This window comes from Amycolatopsis heterodermiae (assembly GCF_034929455.1).
Lineage (GTDB): Bacteria > Actinomycetota > Actinomycetes > Mycobacteriales > Pseudonocardiaceae > Amycolatopsis > Amycolatopsis heterodermiae.
This window is the reverse complement of sequence record NZ_JAYFSI010000005.1, coordinates 93,959-112,994: the sequence shown is the minus strand read 5'-3', so window position 1 is coordinate 112,994 and position 19,036 is coordinate 93,959. Positions and strand designations below refer to the sequence as shown.

The 19,036-nt window shown below is 71.3% G+C and carries 20 protein-coding genes; 10 read left to right on the top strand and 10 right to left on the bottom strand.

What is annotated here, in order from left to right; genetic code table 11:
- Positions 1–207: 207 nt before the first annotated feature.
- On the bottom strand, positions 208–1,476 hold the full coding sequence (locus tag VA596_RS22785; protein WP_323329866.1) for an alpha/beta fold hydrolase: 1,269 nt from the start codon (positions 1,474–1,476) through the stop codon (positions 208–210).
- Positions 1,424–2,389: an EamA family transporter gene (locus VA596_RS22780; RefSeq protein WP_323329865.1), complete on the bottom strand. Its 966-nt coding sequence runs from the start codon at positions 2,387–2,389 to the stop codon at positions 1,424–1,426. The genes VA596_RS22785 and VA596_RS22780 overlap by 53 nt, the downstream gene beginning before the upstream one ends.
- A 68-nt stretch (positions 2,390–2,457) precedes the next feature.
- On the opposite strand from VA596_RS22780, the gene VA596_RS22775 reads away from it, so the two are divergent.
- Positions 2,458–3,309 carry a LysR family transcriptional regulator gene (locus VA596_RS22775; RefSeq protein ID WP_323329864.1) on the top strand — a complete coding sequence of 284 codons (852 nt, stop codon included), beginning with the start codon at positions 2,458–2,460 and terminating at the stop codon, positions 3,307–3,309.
- 77 nt (positions 3,310–3,386) lie between these two features.
- On the opposite strand, the gene VA596_RS22770 is transcribed toward VA596_RS22775, so the two are convergent.
- On the bottom strand, positions 3,387–3,863 hold the full coding sequence (locus tag VA596_RS22770; RefSeq protein WP_323329863.1) for a MarR family winged helix-turn-helix transcriptional regulator: 477 nt from the start codon (positions 3,861–3,863) through the stop codon (positions 3,387–3,389).
- 81 nt (positions 3,864–3,944) lie between these two features.
- On the opposite strand from VA596_RS22770, the gene VA596_RS22765 reads away from it, so the two are divergent.
- On the top strand, positions 3,945–5,204 hold the full coding sequence (locus VA596_RS22765; RefSeq protein ID WP_323329862.1) for an FAD-dependent monooxygenase: 1,260 nt from the start codon (positions 3,945–3,947) through the stop codon (positions 5,202–5,204).
- A gap of 192 nt (positions 5,205–5,396) precedes the next feature.
- On the opposite strand, the gene VA596_RS22760 is transcribed toward VA596_RS22765, so the two are convergent.
- Together VA596_RS22760 and VA596_RS22755 are read right to left on the bottom strand one after the other, a co-directional pair.
- Complete coding sequence (locus VA596_RS22760) at positions 5,397–5,645, bottom strand: hypothetical protein (RefSeq protein ID WP_323329861.1); 249 nt, start codon at positions 5,643–5,645, stop codon at positions 5,397–5,399.
- Positions 5,646–5,875: 230 nt separating this feature from the next.
- A complete protein-coding gene (locus VA596_RS22755) occupies positions 5,876–6,709 on the bottom strand; it encodes a helix-turn-helix domain-containing protein (protein ID WP_323329860.1) in 834 nt (277 codons plus the stop codon).
- A 111-nt stretch (positions 6,710–6,820) separates the two neighbouring features.
- Here VA596_RS22755 and VA596_RS22750 point away from each other — a divergent pair, with 111 nt between their 5' ends.
- Positions 6,821–7,654 (top strand): SDR family NAD(P)-dependent oxidoreductase, encoded by an 834-nt coding sequence (locus tag VA596_RS22750; protein WP_323329859.1) that lies wholly within the window; start codon positions 6,821–6,823, stop codon positions 7,652–7,654.
- 198 nt (positions 7,655–7,852) lie between these two features.
- Here the strand turns inward: VA596_RS22750 and VA596_RS22745 are convergent, their stop codons facing one another.
- Positions 7,853–8,533, bottom strand: coding sequence for an SDR family NAD(P)-dependent oxidoreductase (locus VA596_RS22745; protein ID WP_323329858.1), 681 nt, complete (start codon positions 8,531–8,533; stop codon positions 7,853–7,855).
- A gap of 88 nt (positions 8,534–8,621) precedes the next feature.
- Here VA596_RS22745 and VA596_RS22740 point away from each other — a divergent pair, with 88 nt between their 5' ends.
- Positions 8,622–9,452, top strand: a complete 831-nt coding sequence (locus tag VA596_RS22740) for a helix-turn-helix transcriptional regulator (protein ID WP_323329857.1) — start codon at positions 8,622–8,624, stop codon at positions 9,450–9,452.
- Between the two features lie 214 nt (positions 9,453–9,666).
- Here VA596_RS22740 and VA596_RS22735 read toward each other — a convergent pair whose 3' ends face one another.
- Positions 9,667–10,344, bottom strand: a complete 678-nt coding sequence (locus VA596_RS22735) for a TetR/AcrR family transcriptional regulator (RefSeq protein ID WP_323329856.1) — start codon at positions 10,342–10,344, stop codon at positions 9,667–9,669.
- 5 nt (positions 10,345–10,349) lie between these two features.
- Here VA596_RS22735 and VA596_RS22730 point away from each other — a divergent pair, with 5 nt between their 5' ends.
- The gene (locus tag VA596_RS22730; RefSeq protein ID WP_323329855.1) at positions 10,350–10,853 is read left to right on the top strand and encodes a DUF3291 domain-containing protein; all 504 of its coding nucleotides are present in this window, start codon (positions 10,350–10,352) and stop codon (positions 10,851–10,853) included.
- A complete protein-coding gene (locus tag VA596_RS22725) occupies positions 10,850–12,283 on the top strand; it encodes a DHA2 family efflux MFS transporter permease subunit (RefSeq protein ID WP_323329854.1) in 1,434 nt (477 codons plus the stop codon). The genes VA596_RS22730 and VA596_RS22725 overlap by 4 nt, the downstream gene beginning before the upstream one ends.
- Positions 12,284–12,381: 98 nt before the next feature.
- Here the strand turns inward: VA596_RS22725 and VA596_RS22720 are convergent, their stop codons facing one another.
- Complete coding sequence (locus VA596_RS22720) at positions 12,382–13,224, bottom strand: LysR family transcriptional regulator (protein ID WP_323329853.1); 843 nt, start codon at positions 13,222–13,224, stop codon at positions 12,382–12,384.
- A gap of 91 nt (positions 13,225–13,315) precedes the next feature.
- Here VA596_RS22720 and VA596_RS22715 point away from each other — a divergent pair, with 91 nt between their 5' ends.
- Positions 13,316–14,059, top strand: a complete 744-nt coding sequence (locus VA596_RS22715; RefSeq protein WP_323329852.1) for an SDR family oxidoreductase — start codon at positions 13,316–13,318, stop codon at positions 14,057–14,059.
- 7 nt (positions 14,060–14,066) lie between these two features.
- On the opposite strand, the gene VA596_RS22710 is transcribed toward VA596_RS22715, so the two are convergent.
- Complete coding sequence (locus VA596_RS22710) at positions 14,067–14,972, bottom strand: oxidoreductase (RefSeq protein ID WP_323329851.1); 906 nt, start codon at positions 14,970–14,972, stop codon at positions 14,067–14,069.
- Between the two features lie 133 nt (positions 14,973–15,105).
- Here VA596_RS22710 and VA596_RS22705 point away from each other — a divergent pair, with 133 nt between their 5' ends.
- Entirely contained in the window at positions 15,106–15,972 is an 867-nt protein-coding gene (locus VA596_RS22705; RefSeq protein WP_323329850.1) for a helix-turn-helix domain-containing protein, read from the top strand.
- Between the two features lie 100 nt (positions 15,973–16,072).
- Here VA596_RS22705 and VA596_RS22700 read toward each other — a convergent pair whose 3' ends face one another.
- The gene (locus tag VA596_RS22700; protein ID WP_323329849.1) at positions 16,073–17,401 is read right to left on the bottom strand and encodes an alpha/beta hydrolase family protein; all 1,329 of its coding nucleotides are present in this window, start codon (positions 17,399–17,401) and stop codon (positions 16,073–16,075) included.
- A 97-nt stretch (positions 17,402–17,498) separates the two neighbouring features.
- On the opposite strand from VA596_RS22700, the gene VA596_RS22695 reads away from it, so the two are divergent.
- Both VA596_RS22695 and VA596_RS22690 read left to right on the top strand, forming a co-directional pair.
- Positions 17,499–18,113 (top strand): TetR/AcrR family transcriptional regulator, encoded by a 615-nt coding sequence (locus VA596_RS22695; RefSeq protein WP_323329848.1) that lies wholly within the window; start codon positions 17,499–17,501, stop codon positions 18,111–18,113.
- 112 nt (positions 18,114–18,225) lie between these two features.
- On the top strand, positions 18,226–19,017 hold the full coding sequence (locus VA596_RS22690) for a hypothetical protein (RefSeq protein ID WP_323329847.1): 792 nt from the start codon (positions 18,226–18,228) through the stop codon (positions 19,015–19,017).
- Positions 19,018–19,036: the final 19 nt, after the last annotated feature.

Genomic DNA, 19,036 nt, shown 5'->3' with positions numbered 1-19,036 from the left:
GCCGCCTCGCGGCCTACCGCCAAGCCTTGGCTCTCAACAGCCTCGGCGATTCGGATGCAGCCAAGATCTTTCGGTCTCACCCGAGTCGCGGATAGCGGCTACCCCAGCGTGACCGACTGCGTCATCGTGAGCGACGAGCGGAGGCTGCCCCACATGTCGTCAGCGGATCCCGGCCGGTGGTGGTTCTCAGCCGGTTGGCGCTCCGCTTCAGATCTGGCCGTGCAGCATTCGCAGCAGGTGGTCGAGGACGCGTCCGCCACTGACGCGAAGCCCGTCGTGCTCGTGCTCGTTGGTCGCCCACAGCCGCAGGCCCCTGATGGTCTCGGCGGTCTGCAGCGAGTAGGTGGCATCGACGTACATGTCGTCGAGGTAGACGGCGGCGGCCACGGGGACCTCGTTCGCGGCCAATCGCTGGGGGTCGTAGAGGTCGGGCCAGTCCACGCGAGCGAACAGCACCTCGGCGGTCTCGCGCAGGGGCGTGAGACAGGGTTGGTCGAACAGGGACGGGTAGGTCGTCTCGCCGGTGAACAGCACCGGGTCGTCCCCGGCCACCGCCCTGCGCGCGTCGAACTGGGGAAACTCGCCGCGCACCCGCTGTGCCGCCCAGTTGGGCGCGCCGGTGCTGCCCTGGGCGTAGGTGAGTTCGAGCATGAGCGATTTCAACGGCATCTGGGCGTAGCTGAGGAAAGCCGCGGTGCGGGCGAGGAAGCCGTCGGACAGCTCCGTTCCGGCCCAGGTGTCTTCGAGCAGGTAGTGCAGCACGTCCGCGCCGTCGCTCGTGCCGAGCACCATGCCGAGCGACTGGAAGGCCTCGACGGTGAGCAGGGATCCGTCCGGCATCGAGGCCGGACGCTCGATCAGGTGCGCGGCTATGCGGCGGACCGAGGCGGCGTTCTGCGGGTACCGGCGGTAGAACGCGGCGTTCTTGCGGTGCACGCGCGGATAGGCGGCGCGGTAGACCTCGTCGGGGGTGACGCGCAAACCGGGAAGGCCGCCGGTGATGATCGCCTCGCGCAGGCCCTCGGGCGCGAACGAGAGGTAGGTGACGGTGCACATGCCGCCGAAGCTCTGGCCGAGCACCGACCACGGTTCGCCGGTCAGTTCGCGCCTGATCAGTTCGGCGTCGCGGACGATGGCGTCGGCGCGGAAGTGGGTGAGGTAGTCGGCCTGCGCGGCGGGCTCGCCACGATCCGGGAGCGTTTGGCGGGTGATCGGGCTCGAGCGGCCCGTGCCGCGCTGGTCGAGCAGCAGGACGCGGTAGTCGTCGAGTGCGCGGTCCAGCCAGGAGTCCCGGCCGACCGGGCGCGGTGGCAGCATGCCGGGTCCGCCTTGCAGGAACAGCAGCCAGGGCAGCCGCTCGCGCTCGCGCCCGGCCGCCACCACCTCGCGCGCGTACACCTCGATGTGCTCGCCCGCCGGCCGGTCATGGTCGAGGGGAACGGAGAAAAAATGGTCGGTCAGCGTGACACCGGGCATGGGAATCTCCTTTGTGGGAATGGAGTGATCTCGGCTTGGCGAGGACGCTGATGGCGTTGGCGGCAACGACCGCCACGATGCTCAACCAGGCGGCCACGTCGAGATGCTGTCTCAGAACGAGCGCACCAAGTGCGGCGGCGAACACCGGGTTGACGCTCATGAACAACCCGAACGCCTCGGCGGGAACGCGGCGCAGCGTGAACAGATCCGCGAGGAACGGCACTGCGGAGGACAGGATTCCGGCCGCGACAGCCGCACCGAGCACGCCGGCGGAAGGCACGTGGTGCACCACAACGCCGGCGCCGATGGGCAGGTAGACCACTGCGGACAGTCCCACCGCGGCGGCCGTGCCCTGTGCCCCGGGGATGCGCTGCCCGATGGAACGGTTGAGAAGGATGTAAGCGGCCCAGCAGGCCGCGGCGAGCAGCGCGAGCCCCATGCCGAGGTAGTCATTGGTCGGGCGAGGACGCATCAGTACGGCCACTCCCGCCACGGCGAGTACGGCGCAGCCCAGGTCCACCCGCCGGCGGGAGCCGGCCAGCGCAATCGTGAGGGGACCGAGGAACTCCAAGGTCACCGCCAGGCCGAGACCGATCCGATCGATCGCGGTGTAGAGCGACAGGTTCACCACGCCGAAGACCACCGCGAGCAGCAGCACCGGCCCCCACTGGCGCCGCGTGAAGGACCGCAGGCGGGGCCGGCCGAGGATGAGCAGCACCGCCGCCGCGACGCATTGGCGGACCGCGACGACGCCGACCGGGCCGAGCACCGGGAAGGCCAGCGACCCGATCGCGGCGCCGAGCTGGGTCGAAAGACCGCTGGTGAGCATCATGTAGACCCCGGCTGTGGGCACGGCGCGAGGCTTCGCGGGCAAGACGGCGCGGTCTGCCGGGCGGTCGGATTCTGCTTGCACGCATCGATCCTGCGCCGCGCAGAACCGTGTGCAAAATGCATGCAACGCGCCGGCTATACGATTTGGTTATGGATGTCGAGGTGCGCCAGCTGCGCTGCCTCGTCGCGATCGTCGACGAGGGCACGTTCACCGACGCCGCGATCGCACTTGGCGTCTCACAGGCGGCGGTCTCCCGCACGCTCGCGGCGCTCGAGAAGCGCCTCGGTGTCCGGCTGCTGCGACGGACGTCCCGCGAAACGTCGCCGACGGCGATCGGACTCCGCGTCGTGGCGCACGCCCGGCGCGTGCTGACCGAGGTCGAAAATCTGGTGCGGGAAGCGACGTCGGACCACGCCGAACTGCGCATCGGCCACGCCTGGTCGGCACTCGGCCGGCTCACCCTCGCCTTTCAGGACCGGTGGCGGGAAGCGCATCCGGAAACGCTTCTGCACCTGCTTCGCCTCAATACTCCGAGCGCCGGCCTGGCCGAGGGCACCGCGGAGCTCGCGGTCATCCGCAGGCCGCTGGAGGACCGCCGTTTCGAAAGCGCCGTCGTCGGACAGGAACCACGCTGGTGCGCGCTGGCTTCCTCCGACCCCTTGGCGCGGCGTCGCTCGGTGTACCTGGCCGATCTCAGCAGCCGTGTGCTGCTCGTCGACCAGCGCACCGGAACGACAACCGCGGATCTGTGGCCCGCCGACGCGCGCCCCGTGACGCAGCAGAGCCGCGACATCGAGGACTGGCTCACGATCATCGGCACCGGCCGCTGTGTGGGGGTCACGGCGCAGTCCGTCGTCGACCACTATCCGAGGCCTGGCATCGTCTACCGCCCGGTGCGCGACGCCGAACCGGTCGACGTACGCCTGGCCTGGTGGCGCGACGACCCCCACCCGGCCACTCGCACCGTGCGCGAGCTTCTTACCGAGCTTTACCACGCATGACCGATCGAATGCGGTGGGAACGTGGGGCCGGGTGTCCAGTGCGGGTCAGCCCGGTGTGGAAGGCCGTCTCGAAGAGGCTAGGCAGGACCCGGCGGGTGATCGACGAAGTCCTTCACGATCGCGGTCAGCCGGTCGACGACCGTCTCGACAAGGGTCAGTTCCGCCTCGGTGTAGTCGGCCAGCACGGCGTTCTGACGCAGCGCGAGCCGGGCGAAGAACGCGTCGGCCGCGGCGTGGATGGCGGGCGTCGAGTGCAACGTGACGATCCGGCGATCGCTGTGACCGCGGGTGCGGATGATGTGCCCCGCCTCTTCGAGCCGGTTGAGCAGCGAGGACGTGGCTCCGGTCGTCAGCACGACGTGCTCGGCGAGGCGGGCCGGTGTCAGGGGAGTGCCCTGGTCCTCGGCGGTGAGGATCGCGACCATGGCGGCGGCGTCGGTGGTGTGCATCCGCTTGGTGCGGGCGAACAGTCTGCCCAGTTCGTCGCCGGCGGCGGCGAACTCCCGTAGCTGGGGCACGACGCGCTGGTCCGGCGCTCGCTCGTCGTCGGCCATGAAACCTCCTTGTTCACGTGGCAACATATCATCCAGTGAAGTAGCTTGATGATGTAACTAGTTCACCGTGAAGGAGTCTTCGTGTCCGATCAGGTCCGTCCCCGCGTCCTCGTCACCGGCGGCAGCATCGCCGGTCCCGCCCTCGCCTGGGGGCTGGTGCGCGAGGGTTTCCAGCCCGTCGTCCTCGAACGGTCCCCGCGCCGCCGCAGCGCCGGGCAGAACATCGACATCCGCGGCCTCGGCCACGAAATCGTGGACCGCATGGGGATCCGCGACGCCGTGCTCGGCAGGCTCACCGGGGAGACCGGCACCCGGTTCATCACCGAGACGGGCCACGTCTACGCCGAGGTCGCGCGCCAGGAGGGCCGCGACGGCCCCACGGCCGAGCTGGAGATCCTGCGCGGCGAGCTCGCCGGCATCCTGCTCGGCAGCATCGCCGACGACGTCGAGGTCCGCTACGGCGATTTCGTCGTCGGCGCCGACCAGGACGCCACCGGTGTCGACGTGCGGTTCGACTCCGGTCGCCGCGAGCGGTTCGAGCTGCTGCTCGTCGCCGAAGGGCGCAGCTCCCGCACCAGGCGGCTGCTCCTGCCCGAGCAGACCACCTACCGGGACAAGGGGTTGAACGTCGCCTTCGGCACGATCGACCGCCGCCCGGAAGACGACGACTGGTGGTACTTCATGACCACCACGCAGGGCCGGGTGGTCAACGCCCGTCCCGACAACGTCGGCACGATCCGCGCCAGCCTGAGCTTCCCCGCCCGGTCCGCGGAGTTCGAGGCGTTGCCCGCCGAAGCCCAGATCGACGACCTGCGTGAGCGCTTCCGCGGGGCCGGCTGGCAGACCGAGCGCATCCTCGACGGGTTCGCGTCCCGGCCCGAGGAGTTCTACACCGACCGGTGGGGGCAGGTGGTGATGTCACGGTGGAGCGAAGGCCGGATCGGGGTGCTCGGCGACGCCGCGTGGGGATCCGGGCCGACCGGAATGGGTACCACGCTGGCGCTGGTCGGCGCGCACGTGCTCGCCGGCGAGCTGGGCCGCGGCCTGCGCGAGCCGGGCGGCACTCACACCGGCGCCTTCGCCCGCTACGAGCGGCTCCTGCGACGTTACGTCGACAGCGCGCAAGGTCTCGCGTCCGGCATGCCCCGGCTGATGCACCCGATGACCTCGGCCGGGTTGGTCGTCACCCGGGCGCTTCATCGCGTCGTCACCTCCGGGGTGCTGCGTCCGGTGGTGGAGAAGGCGGTGATCACGACCCAGAAGCACGAGCCGCGGCTGCCCGAGTACCCGAGGTTGCGCGCATCCGGCAGTGCCCTGACACGGGCTCGGGGAGAGGTGTGAAGCTGCTGGGCGGTGTCGAACACCTCGCGCCGGCCGCTCCGATCGCCGGGAGGCAGTGGCAGGAGGCGGCCATCCTCTCGTGAACCGAGGCCAGCGCCGCGGCGAGCTTGGCGCTCACGCTGGTGCCCGCCAGCAGGACCGCCGGGAGCGCGATCTCCATGTCCAGTCGGCGAAGTCCGCCGTCGAAAACACTCAGAAATTGCCACTGACCGGAGGAATGGTCGGGGGTGTGCTTGTCGTGGGGACATTGGTGGATGTCGTGCTGAAGCCCATCGGGATGTCGGTGCCGGCGGTGGGACCAGGAGCTTGCCAGCCCGGCATGCGTGCGGGAACACTTCGCTGACGACCGACGCGCCGACGTCGTCCGAAACGCTTCATCACGGTCACGTAGATCAGGCCCACTGCCACCAACCCTGACACCGCGAACAACCAGATGGGCATCGCACAACTCCTTCGCCACTTCTGCTGCCGAGTCGAGCCCGCAACGGCCCGGGTTCACCACCGCGTCCCGTTATTCCGCAAGTATCCCAGGCCACACTCCATCGTGTTTTGCCATCTGGCCCTGCGATCGGGCACCCGGCAGTAGGTCGTCTTCGGTCACGGCGGTGGTCAGGGCAGGCAGGCCGAGATGGCCGGTGGTGGTGTCATGCCGCGGCTTCCGGGATGCGGATTCAGGGGCGGGAGCTGCCGGCGAGGCCGAGCAGGGTAAGCCGTTCGGCGGTCGCGGTACCGGCGACCGGCGAGAACAGGGCGAGGATCTGGCCGCGGTCCTCGTCGACCATCGACTGGCAGTCCAGCTCGAGCAGGCCGACCTCGGGGTGCAGGATCCGCTTGCGGCGGCTGCGCATCACGGCGACGTCGTGCAGCTCCCACAACGCGGCGAACTCGGGGCTGTCACGGCGCAGCCGGCCGACCAGGACACGGGCGGGCTCGTCGTCACGGCGGACGACGGCGGCCCGCAGGTCGGCTACCAGCGCCTGCGATTCGCTGGTGTGGTCCTCGACCGGGAACCCGCAGCGTGCGCCCGGGTCGGTGAACCACCGGTGGATGACGCTCGCCTCGGGGCCGCTGCGGCCGGTGAGGTCACCGAACACGGCGCGGGCGAGGTGGTTCTGGGCCAGCGTGTCGCCGAGGTCGGTCATCACCTGGGCGGGCACGTCGTGGAGCCGGTCGAGGACCGCCAGCAGCGCCGGGGCGACGTGCCGGTCGCCGCGGCGGCGGTCCGGCGCGTTCAGCCCGGACAGCCGGTAGAGGTGGTCGCGTTCGTCCAGGCTCAGCCGCAGCGCGCGGGTCAGCGCGCGCAGCACCGACTCCGACGGCGTCGCCGTGGCCCGTTCCTGTTCGAGGCGGGTGTAGTAGTCGGTCGAGATGCCGGCGAGGGCGGCCACCTCCTCGCGGCGCAGCCCCGGGGTACGCCGGCGCCCGGCGGTGGCCAGGCCGACGTCGGAGGGGCCGAGTGCCTCCCGCCGGACGCGGAGGAACCGGGCGAGCTGCTGGGTGTCCACAACGAACAGTCTGCGCCGTCGGCGCGCGGTAGGCAGGGAGAACTTCACTCTGCCTACCGCGCGCGCCCTCGCCGACGCTGGGTCGTACCGACTCACGTACGGAGAAACCACATGTCTTCTGTTCGCACATGGTTCATCACCGGCGCCTCCCGAGGGCTCGGCGCGCTCTGGACCGAGGCCGTCCTCGAGCACGGCGACCAGGTCGTCGCCACCGCCCGCGACACGTCGGCGCTCAAGCCGCTCGTCGACCGCTTCGGCGGCCGGCTGCTGCCGCTGGACCTCGACGTCACCGACGAGGCCGCCGTCGACGCCGCGGTGCGAGCCGCCGAGCAGCGGTTCGGCGGCGTCGACGTCCTGGTCAACAACGCCGGGCACATGCTCACCGGGGCGGTCGAAGAGGTCGGCGCCGAGCAGGCCCGGGCGCAGATGGACGTCAACTACTTCGGTGCGCTGTGGACCACCCGGGCCGCGCTGCCCGGGATGCGTGCGCGCCGCTCTGGCCGGATCCTGCAGGTTTCCTCGATCGGCGGGCTCGTCGCCTACCCGGCGCTGGGCATCTACCAGGCTTCCAAGTGGGCGCTGGAGGCGATGAGCCAGTCCCTGGCCGCCGAGGTCGCGGCGTACGGCATCCACGTCACCCTGATCGAGCCGATCATGTTCCCCACCGGCCTGGCCGCGGCTTCCCCGCAGGCGGAGCCGAACCCGGCTTACGCCCACGCCCGGGAGGCCCTGTACGCCGGTGCGAGCGGTTTCGTCCCGGGTGACCTGGCCGCGACCTCGGCGGCGCTGCTGGCGGTGGCCGACGCCCCGAACCCGCCGCTGCGGGTGCTGTTCGGCACCGGCGGCCTGGACGCGCTGCGCACCGAGTTCGCCGGCCGCCTCGCCGGACTGCAGGAGTGGGACCACGTTTCCCGTCTCGCCCAGGGCAACCCGGCCGGGACGTGACCGTCATGACCCACACCGTTCAGGAGCAGCTCGCCGAAGTCGCCGCGCTGCTCGACGACGGACCGGCCGACGTCGGCGAATGGTCGCGGACGCGGATCAGTGTGTCGGCGCGGTCGAGCCGGCGGAGGGCGGTTCCGCGTCACCTTGCCCGAGGGCTCCCACACGCCGGCCGGGTGACCACGCGGCTGGTCCGTGCGGTCAGTAGTCGATGCGGCCGCGCCGGTCGTGGAACTCGCCGGTCGGGCCGTGCTGGTCGAGCAGCGCGAGCGTGACGGTCGCGTCGGTGCCCTCGGTCACCGTTTGGTGGCCGGTGTGCCCGGTCATGTCGGTGGCGGTGTAGCCGGGGTCGGATGCGTTGACCCGCATGCCGGGCAGGTTCTTGGCGTACTGGACGGTGAGGGTGATGACCGCGGCTTTCGACGCGGGGTACTGGATGCTGGCGAACGGGAACTCGTCGGCGTCCGGGTCGTGCAGGTAGCGCGGCCAGCCGGCGCCGGAAGCCACGTTGACGATCACCGGGTTCGCCGAGCGCCGCAGCAGCGGAAGCGCGGCCTTGGTGACTCGCACCACGGCGACGACGTTGGTCTGCAACACGGTGTCCATGTCGTCGGCGGTGACGTCGTCGACGTCGAGCAGCGGTCCCTGGACGCCGGCGTTGTTGACGAGGACGTCGAGTTCCGGCACCTGGGCGATCGCGGCCTCGACGGAGGCCTGGTCGGTCACGTCCAGCGCGACTACACGGGCGCCGAGGGCGCGGGCCGCGTCGCCGTTGTCCGGATCGCGCATTCCTGCGTAGACGGTGTGGCCTGCTTCGATGAGGCGACGGGCCGTCTCGAGGCCGAGGCCCTTGTTCGCCCCGGTGATCAGTGTCGTGGTCATGCACCGATCGTGGTCGCTGGTCCGGAGCGGACGGTATGCCCTGCCGGTACCACTGTGCGGGTCGGACGGCCGGGGCAGAATGGGTGGCATGACGGAGTTCGCGGAGGTGCTGCGGGCCTGGCGTGACAGGATGCGCCCGGAAGAGGCCGGGTTGCCGGCCGGGACGCGCCGCCGGGCGCCCGGTCTGCGCCGCGCCGAGCTCGCCGCGCTCGCCGGGGTCAGCGTGGAGTACCTGGTCCGGCTGGAGCAGGGCCGCGCCACCCACCCGTCCGCGCAGACGCTGGGTGCGCTCGCGCGCGCCCTGCGGTTGACCGACGCCGAGCGCGACCACCTGTTCCGCGTCGGGGGAGCGCCGGTGCCGTCACACCCGGTCGTGCCCCGGCACATCACGCCCGGCGTGCAGCGGGTGATCGACCGTCTCGCCGACATGCCGCTGGCCGTGGTGTCGGCGGCGTGGGACCCGATCCACTGGAACCCGCTGTGGGCGGCGGTCACCGGTGATCCGGAGCGGTTCAGCGGGATCGAGCGCAACGTCGCGTGGCGGCACTTCGTGCACGGCCCCGGCACGATCGAGTTCGACGAGCAGCACGCGGAGAACTTCGCCGCCGACCTGGCCGCCGACCTGCGTGAGGCGCTGGGCCGGTACCCGGCCGATCGTGATCTGGCGACGCTCGTCGCGCGGCTGCGCCGCGATGCGCCGGAGTTCGCGCGGCGGTGGGATCAGGCGCGGGTCGCGCGACACCTGTCGAGCCGCAAGACCGCCACCGGTACCCCGGTCGGACCCATCACCGTCGACTGCGACGTGCTGACGGTGCCCGGAAGCGACCTGCGCATCGTCGTCTACACGGCCGCGCCCGGTACCGAGGACGCGTCGAAACTCGACCTGCTCCGGGTCACCGGGCTGCAGGGAGTCCGGTGAGGCTCCACGCCCGCCGGCAGCCCTCGCACCTATGCCCGGGTACGTGACGCGGTTCAGCTCGCAAGCCCGATCGGGAAGCTGCGGGATGGCGTGCACGTCGCGGCCCCAGCACCGCCGCGCCCACACCCATACGAGGCCACTGACGTAGGGCGCGGAGCCGGACAGCGGCAGTTGCGAGCGCGGTGGTGGCTCCGCATCTCCACCGCCAAACACGTCACGTCAGGTGAGGAGCCGGGGATCGGTCGGTGGTCAGGTAGGCCACCGCCATGAGGGCGGTCCGGGCGCGCCACTGCTCCCAGGTCATTCCGTCCGGAGCCGCCTCGATGCTGAGTGCGCGGTGCATTGCCGAGGCGGTGATGGTGCGACCGATGAACGCGAGTTCCGCATCCGCATCCTGGAGCCGGACTTCCTCTCGGTGTGGTGCGGCTGCCTCGACCAGCCGCCGCCGCAGGGCGGCCAGGCCTTCGGCGCGCTCCTCCGGGACGGGCCGCAGGCGTACCCCGAAGATCTCCGGCAGGAGGCGCCCGCTCTCGGCCATCCAGTCGACGACCGCGACGGTGTAGGCGTCGATCACCGACTCCAGGTCGGCCAGCGGGCCGTTGAGCCGGGCGTCGAGCCGGTCCCCGAGCCGGGCGAGCATGCGGTCCTTGACCGCGCGCAGGAGCAGTTCCCGGTTCTCGAAGCGGCGGTACACCGTGCCGACGGAGACGTCGGCGCGGGCGGCGACCGAGCCCATGGTGATTGCGTCCGCGCCGACCTCGATGAGCAGGTCCTCGGTGGCGGCGAGCAGCTTGGTCTGCGTCTCGCGGCTACGTGCCTGCTGGGGGCCCGCGCGCCGACCGTCATGTCTTCGGCCACGGATCGAAATGTCCGCCCACCAAGCAGAAGGCAATGCTCGTGAGCACTATCGCACTGTACACGTTCGGCTTGCTCGACCCCGCCATGGAGCCGGCCGCGCTGGCCGACCTCGCCGGCCGGGGCGACGAGATCTACAGTGCCGGCGACCACGCCCCCGGCTTCCTCGGCCGAGCCGAGGAAGGCTATGACGGGGACGCGGTCCACCAGCCCGGAGAAGACTTCGGCCCCTGGGGGTCCTACGTGCTGCCCCTCGGCCTTACGGACTTGGCGGGTCACGATCCGCACGCCCACATCGCGACCTTGAGCCTGTGGCGGGACGTCGGGAGCGCGCGCCTGTTCGTCTACAGTGGACTGCACCGTGAGGCTCTGCAGCTCAGGTACGACTGGTTCCTGAAGGGGTCCTGGCCGGGGCACGTCCTCTGGAGCGTCGAGGACGGCTCGGTACCCCGCTGGTCGGACGGCGTGGCCAACCTCGAGGCTCTCGCCCTGGACGGGTCGTCCGCACGACGCTTCACCTTCGGCTCGCAATGGGGCCGGACGTGAGCCCCGGCTCCACGGAGGCGAGCGTCGCACCACGTCCGGTCAACCGCCGGCTGACGCTGGTGATCTGCTGTCTCAGCGTGGGCGTGACCGGGATCGACCTCTCCATCGTCAACGTGGCGCTCCCGTCGATCAGCCGGGACCTGCACGCCTCGGTCGGCAGCCTGCAGTGGGCCGTCGACGCCTACTCCCTCGTCATGGCCTGCCTGCTCCTGGTCTCCGGTTCGATGGCGGACCGCTTCGGCCGCAAGCGGGTGTTCCTGCTCGGGTTGACGCTCTTCACCCTCGGCTCGCTCGTGTGCGCCATGGCGCCCGACATCGGGTGGCTGATCGGCTTCCGCGCCGTGCAGGCCGTCGGCGGGTCGATGCTCAACCCGGTCGCCATGTCGATCATCGTCACCGTGTTCACCGACCGTCAGGAACGAGCACGGGCGCTCGGCGTCTGGGCATCGGTCATCGGCGTCACCATCGCGACCGGACCGGTGCTCGGCGGCCTGCTGGTCGGTGCCACCACCTGGCGGGCCGTGTTCTGGGTCAACCTGCCGATCGGGATCGTCGCCCTCCTGCTCGCCAAGAGGTTCATCCCGGAGTCCAGGGCCGCCCGGGCCCGCGCGTTCGACCCGCCGGGCCAGGTGCTGATCATCGTCCTGTTCGCGTCGATCGTCGCCGGGACCATCGAGGGGCCGCGCTTCGGCTGGACGGCCCCGTGGACGCTCGGGCTGTTCGCCGTCGCCGTGCTGGCCCTCGCCGGGCTGCTCGTGGTCGAACCCCGGCGGTCCGAGCCGCTGATCGATCTGCGGTTCTTCCGCAGCCCACCGTTCTCCGGCGCGAACGCGATCTCGGTCGTGATGACGGCCGGTCTCAGCGGCTTCCTGTTCCTCAACACCCTCTACCTGCAGGACATCCGCGGCCTCAGCCCCCTGCACGCCGGGCTGATGGTCATTCCGCTGGCGCTGGGCCAGGCCGTCTCCGCCAACCTCGCCGGCCGGTGGGTGGCTTCGCGAGGCACTCGGCTTCCTCTTGCCGTGGGCGGCACGCTCCTCGCGGTCGGCGCACTCCTGTTCGTCCCGCTGACCGCGTCCACCGGCAGCGGGTACCTGCTGGTCGTCTACGCGGTCTTCGGCCTCGGCGCAGGCATGATCAGTCCGCCGATCACGAGCACCGCGGTCTCCGGGCTCCCGCCCGACCAGGTCGGGGTGGCCGGGGCGCTCGCCGCCAGCGCCCGCCAGTTCGGCGCTTCCACCGGCGTGGCCGTGACCGGCTCCATCGTGACCGGCACCGGCACCGGCTTCATCGGCTCGAGCCACACCGCCTGGGCACTCATCGGCGGTTGCGGAGTCCTCGTGCTCGTGCTCGGTGTCCTTTCCACAAGTCGCTGGGCCATGGCTGCCGCCGCGCGCAACGGCCGGCTTCTCGCCGCCGCAGCGACCTGAGGTCCTCCGGGCCACAAGTTGCGAGCCAAAGCGGAGGTCGTAATGTCCACTATGGACGGCCTGGTGGGCCGGTCGTGGTGGTCCTCGACGGTGAGGAATCAGGCGGGCACCAGCAGTCGCGCGGCCTCGCGGAACGGTGCCACGAGCGGGTTCGGGTCCCGGGTGCGCGACGCCACCACGACCCGGCAGGGCTCGAAGCCCTCGACCGGGATCGCCGTCACGTCCTCGCGCAGCCGGAGGCGGTGGTCACCGGCGGGCAGCACCGCCACTGCGCTTCCCGACGCCACGAGCTCCAGTTTGTCCTCGAAGCTGTCGTCCGGCGCGGGTGGCGGCGAGCCGTCCTTCGGGGTGCTCCAGAGGGTCGGCGTCACCGCGCACGCCACCAGGTCCTCGTCGTCCAGGTCGTCCACGGAGACGACTTCCTTGCCCGCCAAGCGGTGTGTCGTGGGAACCAGCAGTACCCGCGACTCCTCGTACAGCGGCGTCACTGTCGCGGGGAACGGCAGCGGGGCACGGGCGACCAGGGCGTCGACCCGGCCTTCGGCCAGTGCGTGGGTGTCGTGCCAGCGCAGCAGCCGCGTCCGGACGCGGGCGTCCGGGTGGCGGTGGCGCAGGGCCTGCACCGCGGGGGTGATGACCAGGCCCTCGACGTAGCCGATGGTGATTTCCCGCGGCGGGTCGGCGGCCCGGGCGACGGTCACGGCGTCACCGGCGGCTTCGAGGACGGCGTGGGCGCGCGGCAGGAACGCCGCACCGGCCGAGGTGAGGGTGGTGCCCTGCGGCGTGCGCGCGAACAGCCGCACGCCGAGCTGGTGCTCCAGCCGCTGGATCTGGCGGCTCAGCGACGGCTGGGCGAGGTGCAGCGCGGCGGCGGCCCGGCCGAAGTTGCCGTGTTCCGCCACGACCGTGAAGTACCGGACCAGCCGCAGGTCGAGATCCACCCTTCGAGCCTACGCCGCCATGCACCGGAGGTATGGCGGCATGCGGAACGGGACTTGGACGGGGCGGCGGGGCCGGCGGTTGACTCGGGGTATGAACGAATACCAGGGAAAGAACGTCGTGATCACCGGCGGCAGCAGCGGACTCGGGTTCGCGACCGCCGAACTGCTGGTGGCCCGCGGCGCGCACGTGCTGATCACCGGGCGGGACAAGGAAAAGCTCGAGTCCGCGCGCCGGCGGCTCGGCGAGCGGGCGACGGCCGTGCGCAGCGACTCGGCGTCCATGACCGACGTCGAGGAGCTGGCGCGGGTGGTGGGTGCGGAGTTCGACGCGGTGGACGCGGTGTTCGTCAACGCGGGCGTGACCGCGTTCGCGCCGTTCGAGTCGATGTCGGAAGCGCAGTACGACGAACTGTTCGCCGTGAACACCAAGGGTCCGTACTTCACCGTGCAGAAACTGGCGCCGCTGCTGCGCGAGGGCGCGGGTGTCGTGCTCACCACGTCGGTGGCGAACGTCAAAGGCCTCGACATGATCAGCGCCTACGCCGCGACCAAGGCCGCGCTGCGGTCGATGACCCGGTCCCTGGCGCGGGAACTGCTGCCCCGCAAGGTTCGCGTCAACGCCGTCAGCCCCGGGCCGATCGCGACGGGCATCCTCGAGTCGGTCCTGCCGCCGGACGTCGCCGAGCGGACCAAGGCCGAGATGGCCACGCAGAACCCGATGCGCCGGTTCGGCGAGCCGGCCGAAGTCGCGGCGACGGTCGCCTACCTCGCGTTCGACGCGACGTTCACCACCGGCGCCGAGATCCCCGTTGACGGTGGCGCCGCCCAGCTGTAGGCCGGGTTCAGAGGTAGCTGGTGCCGGTCAGTTCCTCTGCCGCCGCCCAGAGACGCTCGCCGGTCGCCGGGTCGGCGGCTTCCCGGCTGAGCCGCGCTTCGGTGACGCGGCCGCGTGTCTCGCCGAGCCCGGCCGGCCCGAAGAACTGACCTCCGCGCACACCCGGCGCGGTCGCGGCGTACAGCTGCGGCAGCGTGCCCCGCTCCACCGGCTGGGTGAGCAGGAGGCCGAGCCGCGCGAGCAGCCGCCCGGGCCGGCCGCGGTGTTCGAAGGCGCGCGGGGTCAGGTTGGTGCGGGTGAGACCGGGATGGGCCAGCACGCTGATGATCGGTGATCCGGCAGCACGCAGGCGGCGGTCCAGTTCGAGGCCGAAGACCGTCGTGGCGAGCTTGGACCGGCCGTAGGCGGCGCTCGCCCGGTAGCCGCGTTCGGACATCAGGTCGGCGAAGTCGAGGTGCGCGTTCTTGTGGGTGATCGAGCTGAGGCTGACCACGCGGGCTTCCGGTGCCGCGGCGAGGGTGCCGAGCAGCAGGCCGGTCAGGGCGAAGTGGCCCAGCACGTTGGTGGCGAACTGCAGCTCGAAGCCGTCGGCCGAGGTGCGGCGCGGGCCGAGCAGGACCACCCCGGCGTTGTTGACCAGCAGGTCGATCACCGGGTGGTCGACGGCCAGCTTCGCGGCGAACGCGCGCACGGAGCCGAGCCGGGCCAGGTCCAGCTCGCGCACCTCGGTGCTGCCGTCGATCCGGCGGGCGGCTCGCTCGCCGGCGGCGGTGTCGCGGACGGCGAGCACGACGTGGGCGCCACGGCGGGCCAGTTCGGTGGCGGTGACCAGCCCGAGGCCCGAGTTCGCGCCGGTCACGACGGCGACGCGCCCCTGCTGGCCGGGCATGCGGTCGGCGGTCCATCCGGTCATCTGCTGCTCCTGGAAAGGGTCGGTGTGCGGTGCCGACGACGTTAGGAGCGGTCCCGGCCGCCTCGGTCGGTCTCGGTTGCCCGGGTTTGCGAGACCCACCTTCGGCGGCCGCGGCGGTGTCACACTCGGTGGCATGAGCAGTGCCCACCCCTACGCCCGCGAGCTCGGCGAGTTCCTGCGTGCCCGGCGCGCCCGGGTGCACCCGCGCGACGTCGGCCTGGAGCCGGGCGGCCGGCGCAAGGTCAGCGGGCTGCGGCGCGAGGAACTCGCGCTGCTGGCCGGGCTGAGCACCGACTACTATCAGCGCATCGAGCAGGGCCGCGAAGTCCGCCCGTCCGACGACGTCCTGGCCGCGCTCGCCGGCGCGCTCGGCCTCGGCGACGGGGAACGCCGGCACCTGTTCGCCCTGGGCCACGCCGCCCGCCGCCCGGCGCCCGACCGCGTGCCCCGCGAGCCGGAGCGGGTGCCGGAGAGCACCCGGCGGCTGCTGCGGGTGACCGACACCCCGGCGGTCGTCCTCGGCAGGCACCTCGACCTGCTCGACTGGAACCCGATGGCCGAGGCGCTGCTCGGCCATCCGGACGACTACCCGCCGGACCGGCTCAACCTGCTCCTGCTGCTGTTCGACGACACGCGGACCGACCAGCGGACCTGCCCGGACTGGGAGCGGCAGGCTCTGAACTACATCGGCATGCTGCGCGCCGCCGTCGCCACCGACCCCACCCACCCCCGCGCCACCGCGGTCGTCGGGGAGCTGAGCATCCGCAGCGCCGAGTTCCGGCGGTTGTGGGCCCGGCACGACGTGCGCGAGTCGGTCAGCGGTTCCAAGACCTTCCGGGTGCCGGCGGTGGGCGACATCGTCCTGGACTGGGACACCTACCCGCTGCCGGGCAACCCGGGCCCGGTCATGCTGGTGTTCACCGCCGAGCCGGGCAGCGCCGACGCGGACCGGCTGCGGCTTCTGGCGTCGTTGCACGCAACCCGCGCCGCACTCGGCTGACGAGAGCCGAGCGGTGAACTTCGGCGATGTCGCAGACGGTTTCCTCGACCGCGTCGAAGGCGGCGGCCATGGCCACCACGTCGCCGCCGACGGCGATCGCTTAGCCGCCCGCCTCCGCGATGCGCTCGACGATCTCGTCGGCGGCGGCTTTGCCGGCCGAGTGGTGCACGCCGAGCCGGTAACCCTCGCGGGCGAGCCGTGCGACGACGGCGCGTCCGGTGACCGGCGCGACCCGCGGCCGGGATGCTGTGGTGCGCAAGGCGTTCAGCGGCCGAGGACGGTCGAGCCAGTCGAAGGTGCGCTGGTGGAACAGGAACAGTGCGCCTTCGTGGCAGTGTTCGCCGGCGCCTTCGTCTTCGCGGAAGAAGATCAGTTCCTTCTCGCAGGTCAGTTCGTCGAACACGCGCTGGGGCTGGCCGCGGAAGAACTGGTCGTTTTCGGCGTCGAGGACCAGGGTGGGGCAGGTGATGCGGTCGGTGATGCCGGCCATGGTGTAGGCCTTGGTCGCCTCGACCACGTCGTCGAAGGTCGGCAACCCGAAGGTCCACTTGCCGTTGCGGACGACCCAGCTCGCTCCGGTGTTCGCCGCGGTCACATCGTCGAGCCCGCCCGGAGCCGACGCGGCCTGCGCGGCGATGGCGGTGAAAGGCTCGTGCAGGTCGTAGATTCCGTCGTAGAGCACACATGCGGCGAAGCGCTGCTCGTAGGCGGCGGCTCGGGCGGCGAGGTAGCCGCCCATGCTCATCCCCATCAGCGTGAGCTTGTCGTTGTCGACTTCGGGCTGGCTGAGGGCCACGTCGACGGCGGGGGTGACCACGGCTTCCCAGTCGGGCCGGAACCGCAGGCCGTGGCGGAGCGGGGCGCCCTGGCCGGGGCCGTCGAAGGCCAGCACGTTGTAGCCGCGCCGCAACGCGCCCACGGCGATGGCGAAGTAGCTCTCCTCGAGGGTGGAGTCGAACCCGCCGTGGAACAGGACGGTCGGGCGCGGGGCGCCGGAGTCGTCGACGAGGAACAGGTAGGCGGGCAGGGTGCTGTCCTCGTACGGGATGCTCAGCGCGCGGACCGGGGTGTCCAGCAGCGGCGCGGCGTCGGCGAAGGTCTGCTGGGACGCCTTCGACAGCCGCGCGGACTCGGCGTCGTGGTCGGGGTCGTCGCGGCGGTAGAAGTCGGCGGCGCGGTAGTAGTTGGACGCCCGCAGCAGCGCTTCCCGCGCGCTGACCCGGTGCCCGGCGGTCAGGGCGTCCCGGCCGATGCCTTCGATGCGGGCGGCGGTGGCGGCCCACTGGGCCGACCAGGCGGCTTCGTCGGTCTCGGGGATCTGGCGGCAGGTGACGAGGACTTCGCCGAGGTCGGCGCCGGCGTAGGCGGTGTAGCCGGCGGCGCGCAGGGCTTCGAAGGAGAAGGACTCGTCGTCGAAGAGGAACTTCATCGGGTGCCTCCCGGATTGATGCGAACGGAACGGTCTCGTTCCGTTCTAGCACGATGGCAAATGGAACGCCACCGTTCCGTTCGCTAGAGTGGGTGGCATGTCCACCAGTGACGAGGGCGCCCGGGCGGTGAGCGGCGGTGCGGTACTGCGGCCGCGAGTGACGGACGCGATCACCGAGGCGGCTTTCGCGGAGCTGGCCGAGACGGGGTACGCGCGGACGTCGATGGACGCGGTGGCCCGGCGCGCCGGCGTCGGCAAGGCCGCGCTGTACCGGCGGTGGCGGTCGAAGCAGGCGATGCTCGCCGAGCTGATCCGGGACAAGGTCGCCGACGCGCTGCCGCCCACGCCGGACACCGGTGCGCTGCGCACGGACCTGCGTGAGCTGTTCGCCACTTTCCGCGCTCAGCTGGACAACCCGCTGATCACCCGGATCGGCGCCGGGCTGCTCGCCGAAGCCGAGCACGACGCGACGCTCGCCGAGGTGCTGCAGACGGGCGTGGCCGAGCCGCGCCGGGCGGCGGCGTGCGCGATCCTGCGGGCCGCGGTCGACCGCGGCGAACTCCCGTCCGGCCTGGAATTCGAGCTGGGTATCGACCTGCTGATCGCCCCGCTCGCCTTCCGCATGCTCGTGCTCAAGAGCCCGATCGACGACGGGTACCTGGAAACGCTGACGCGGGCGGTCGAGGCGGCGCTGAAGGCTGCGTCGTCGTGAGCGACCATCGGACCGAACGCGCCCCGTTGCTCTGAAGCGGGCAGGATGTGTTGCGGGGAGTCGTGCTCGCCGGACGCGCGATCCCTTTCCCGGCCCGAGGATTGGACGCGCAATGGGACGCTCGTCGGTGTTCACCTTCCAGTACATCGCCATCGACACGGAGGCTGGGGTTACGCCGGAAGAGTTCGAGACCTTCGTGCGTGGTGAAGGCGTTCACCTGCCCTTGTACCCGGGGTGGCGGTGGACTCTGCTGCGTGGGTTGCGCGGGGAGCGGACCGGGCAGTACCTGATGTTGTACGAGATCGAGAGCGCCGAGCAGCGCGATCGCTACGTCACGGCCCGGGGTGAGCAGACCGAGCCGGCCAGGCTGTTCTGGGCGCAGCACCCGGAAGCGGAGGCAGTGCTGGCGCGGTGGCGGCGGCTGGGCACGTTCGGTGAGCTGCCGACGTTGTTCACCGACTACCGGCTGCTGGCCGACAATCCGCGGAGCACGGTCACGCCCGGCCCCCGTTACCGCGACCGCCCGGGGGAGGAGCCGGTCGCGCGGGTCGTCGGGATCCACAACCTGGCGTTGCGCGCCGGGGTGACCGAGGAGATGTTCGACCGCTTCATCGCCGAGAACCACCACCGGATCGACGACTACCCTGACTGGCGGTTCCACGTGCTCAAGGGTGAGCGGGGCAACCGCCTCGACCAGTACGTGATGATGATGGAGATCGCGAGCCTGGACGCGCTGGACGTCTTCTACCCCGAGCCCGACATCGCCACTGGTGAGGCTGCGGAGTTCGCGTCCGCTCACCGTGACACCAAGCAGATGTACGAGGAGTGGAAGCGGCTGGCTTCGTTCTCCGGCTCACCGCAGATCTACACGGACTACCTCGCCGTCGCGGAGAACCCGGCGTAGTCCCTCACCGCGGATGTTG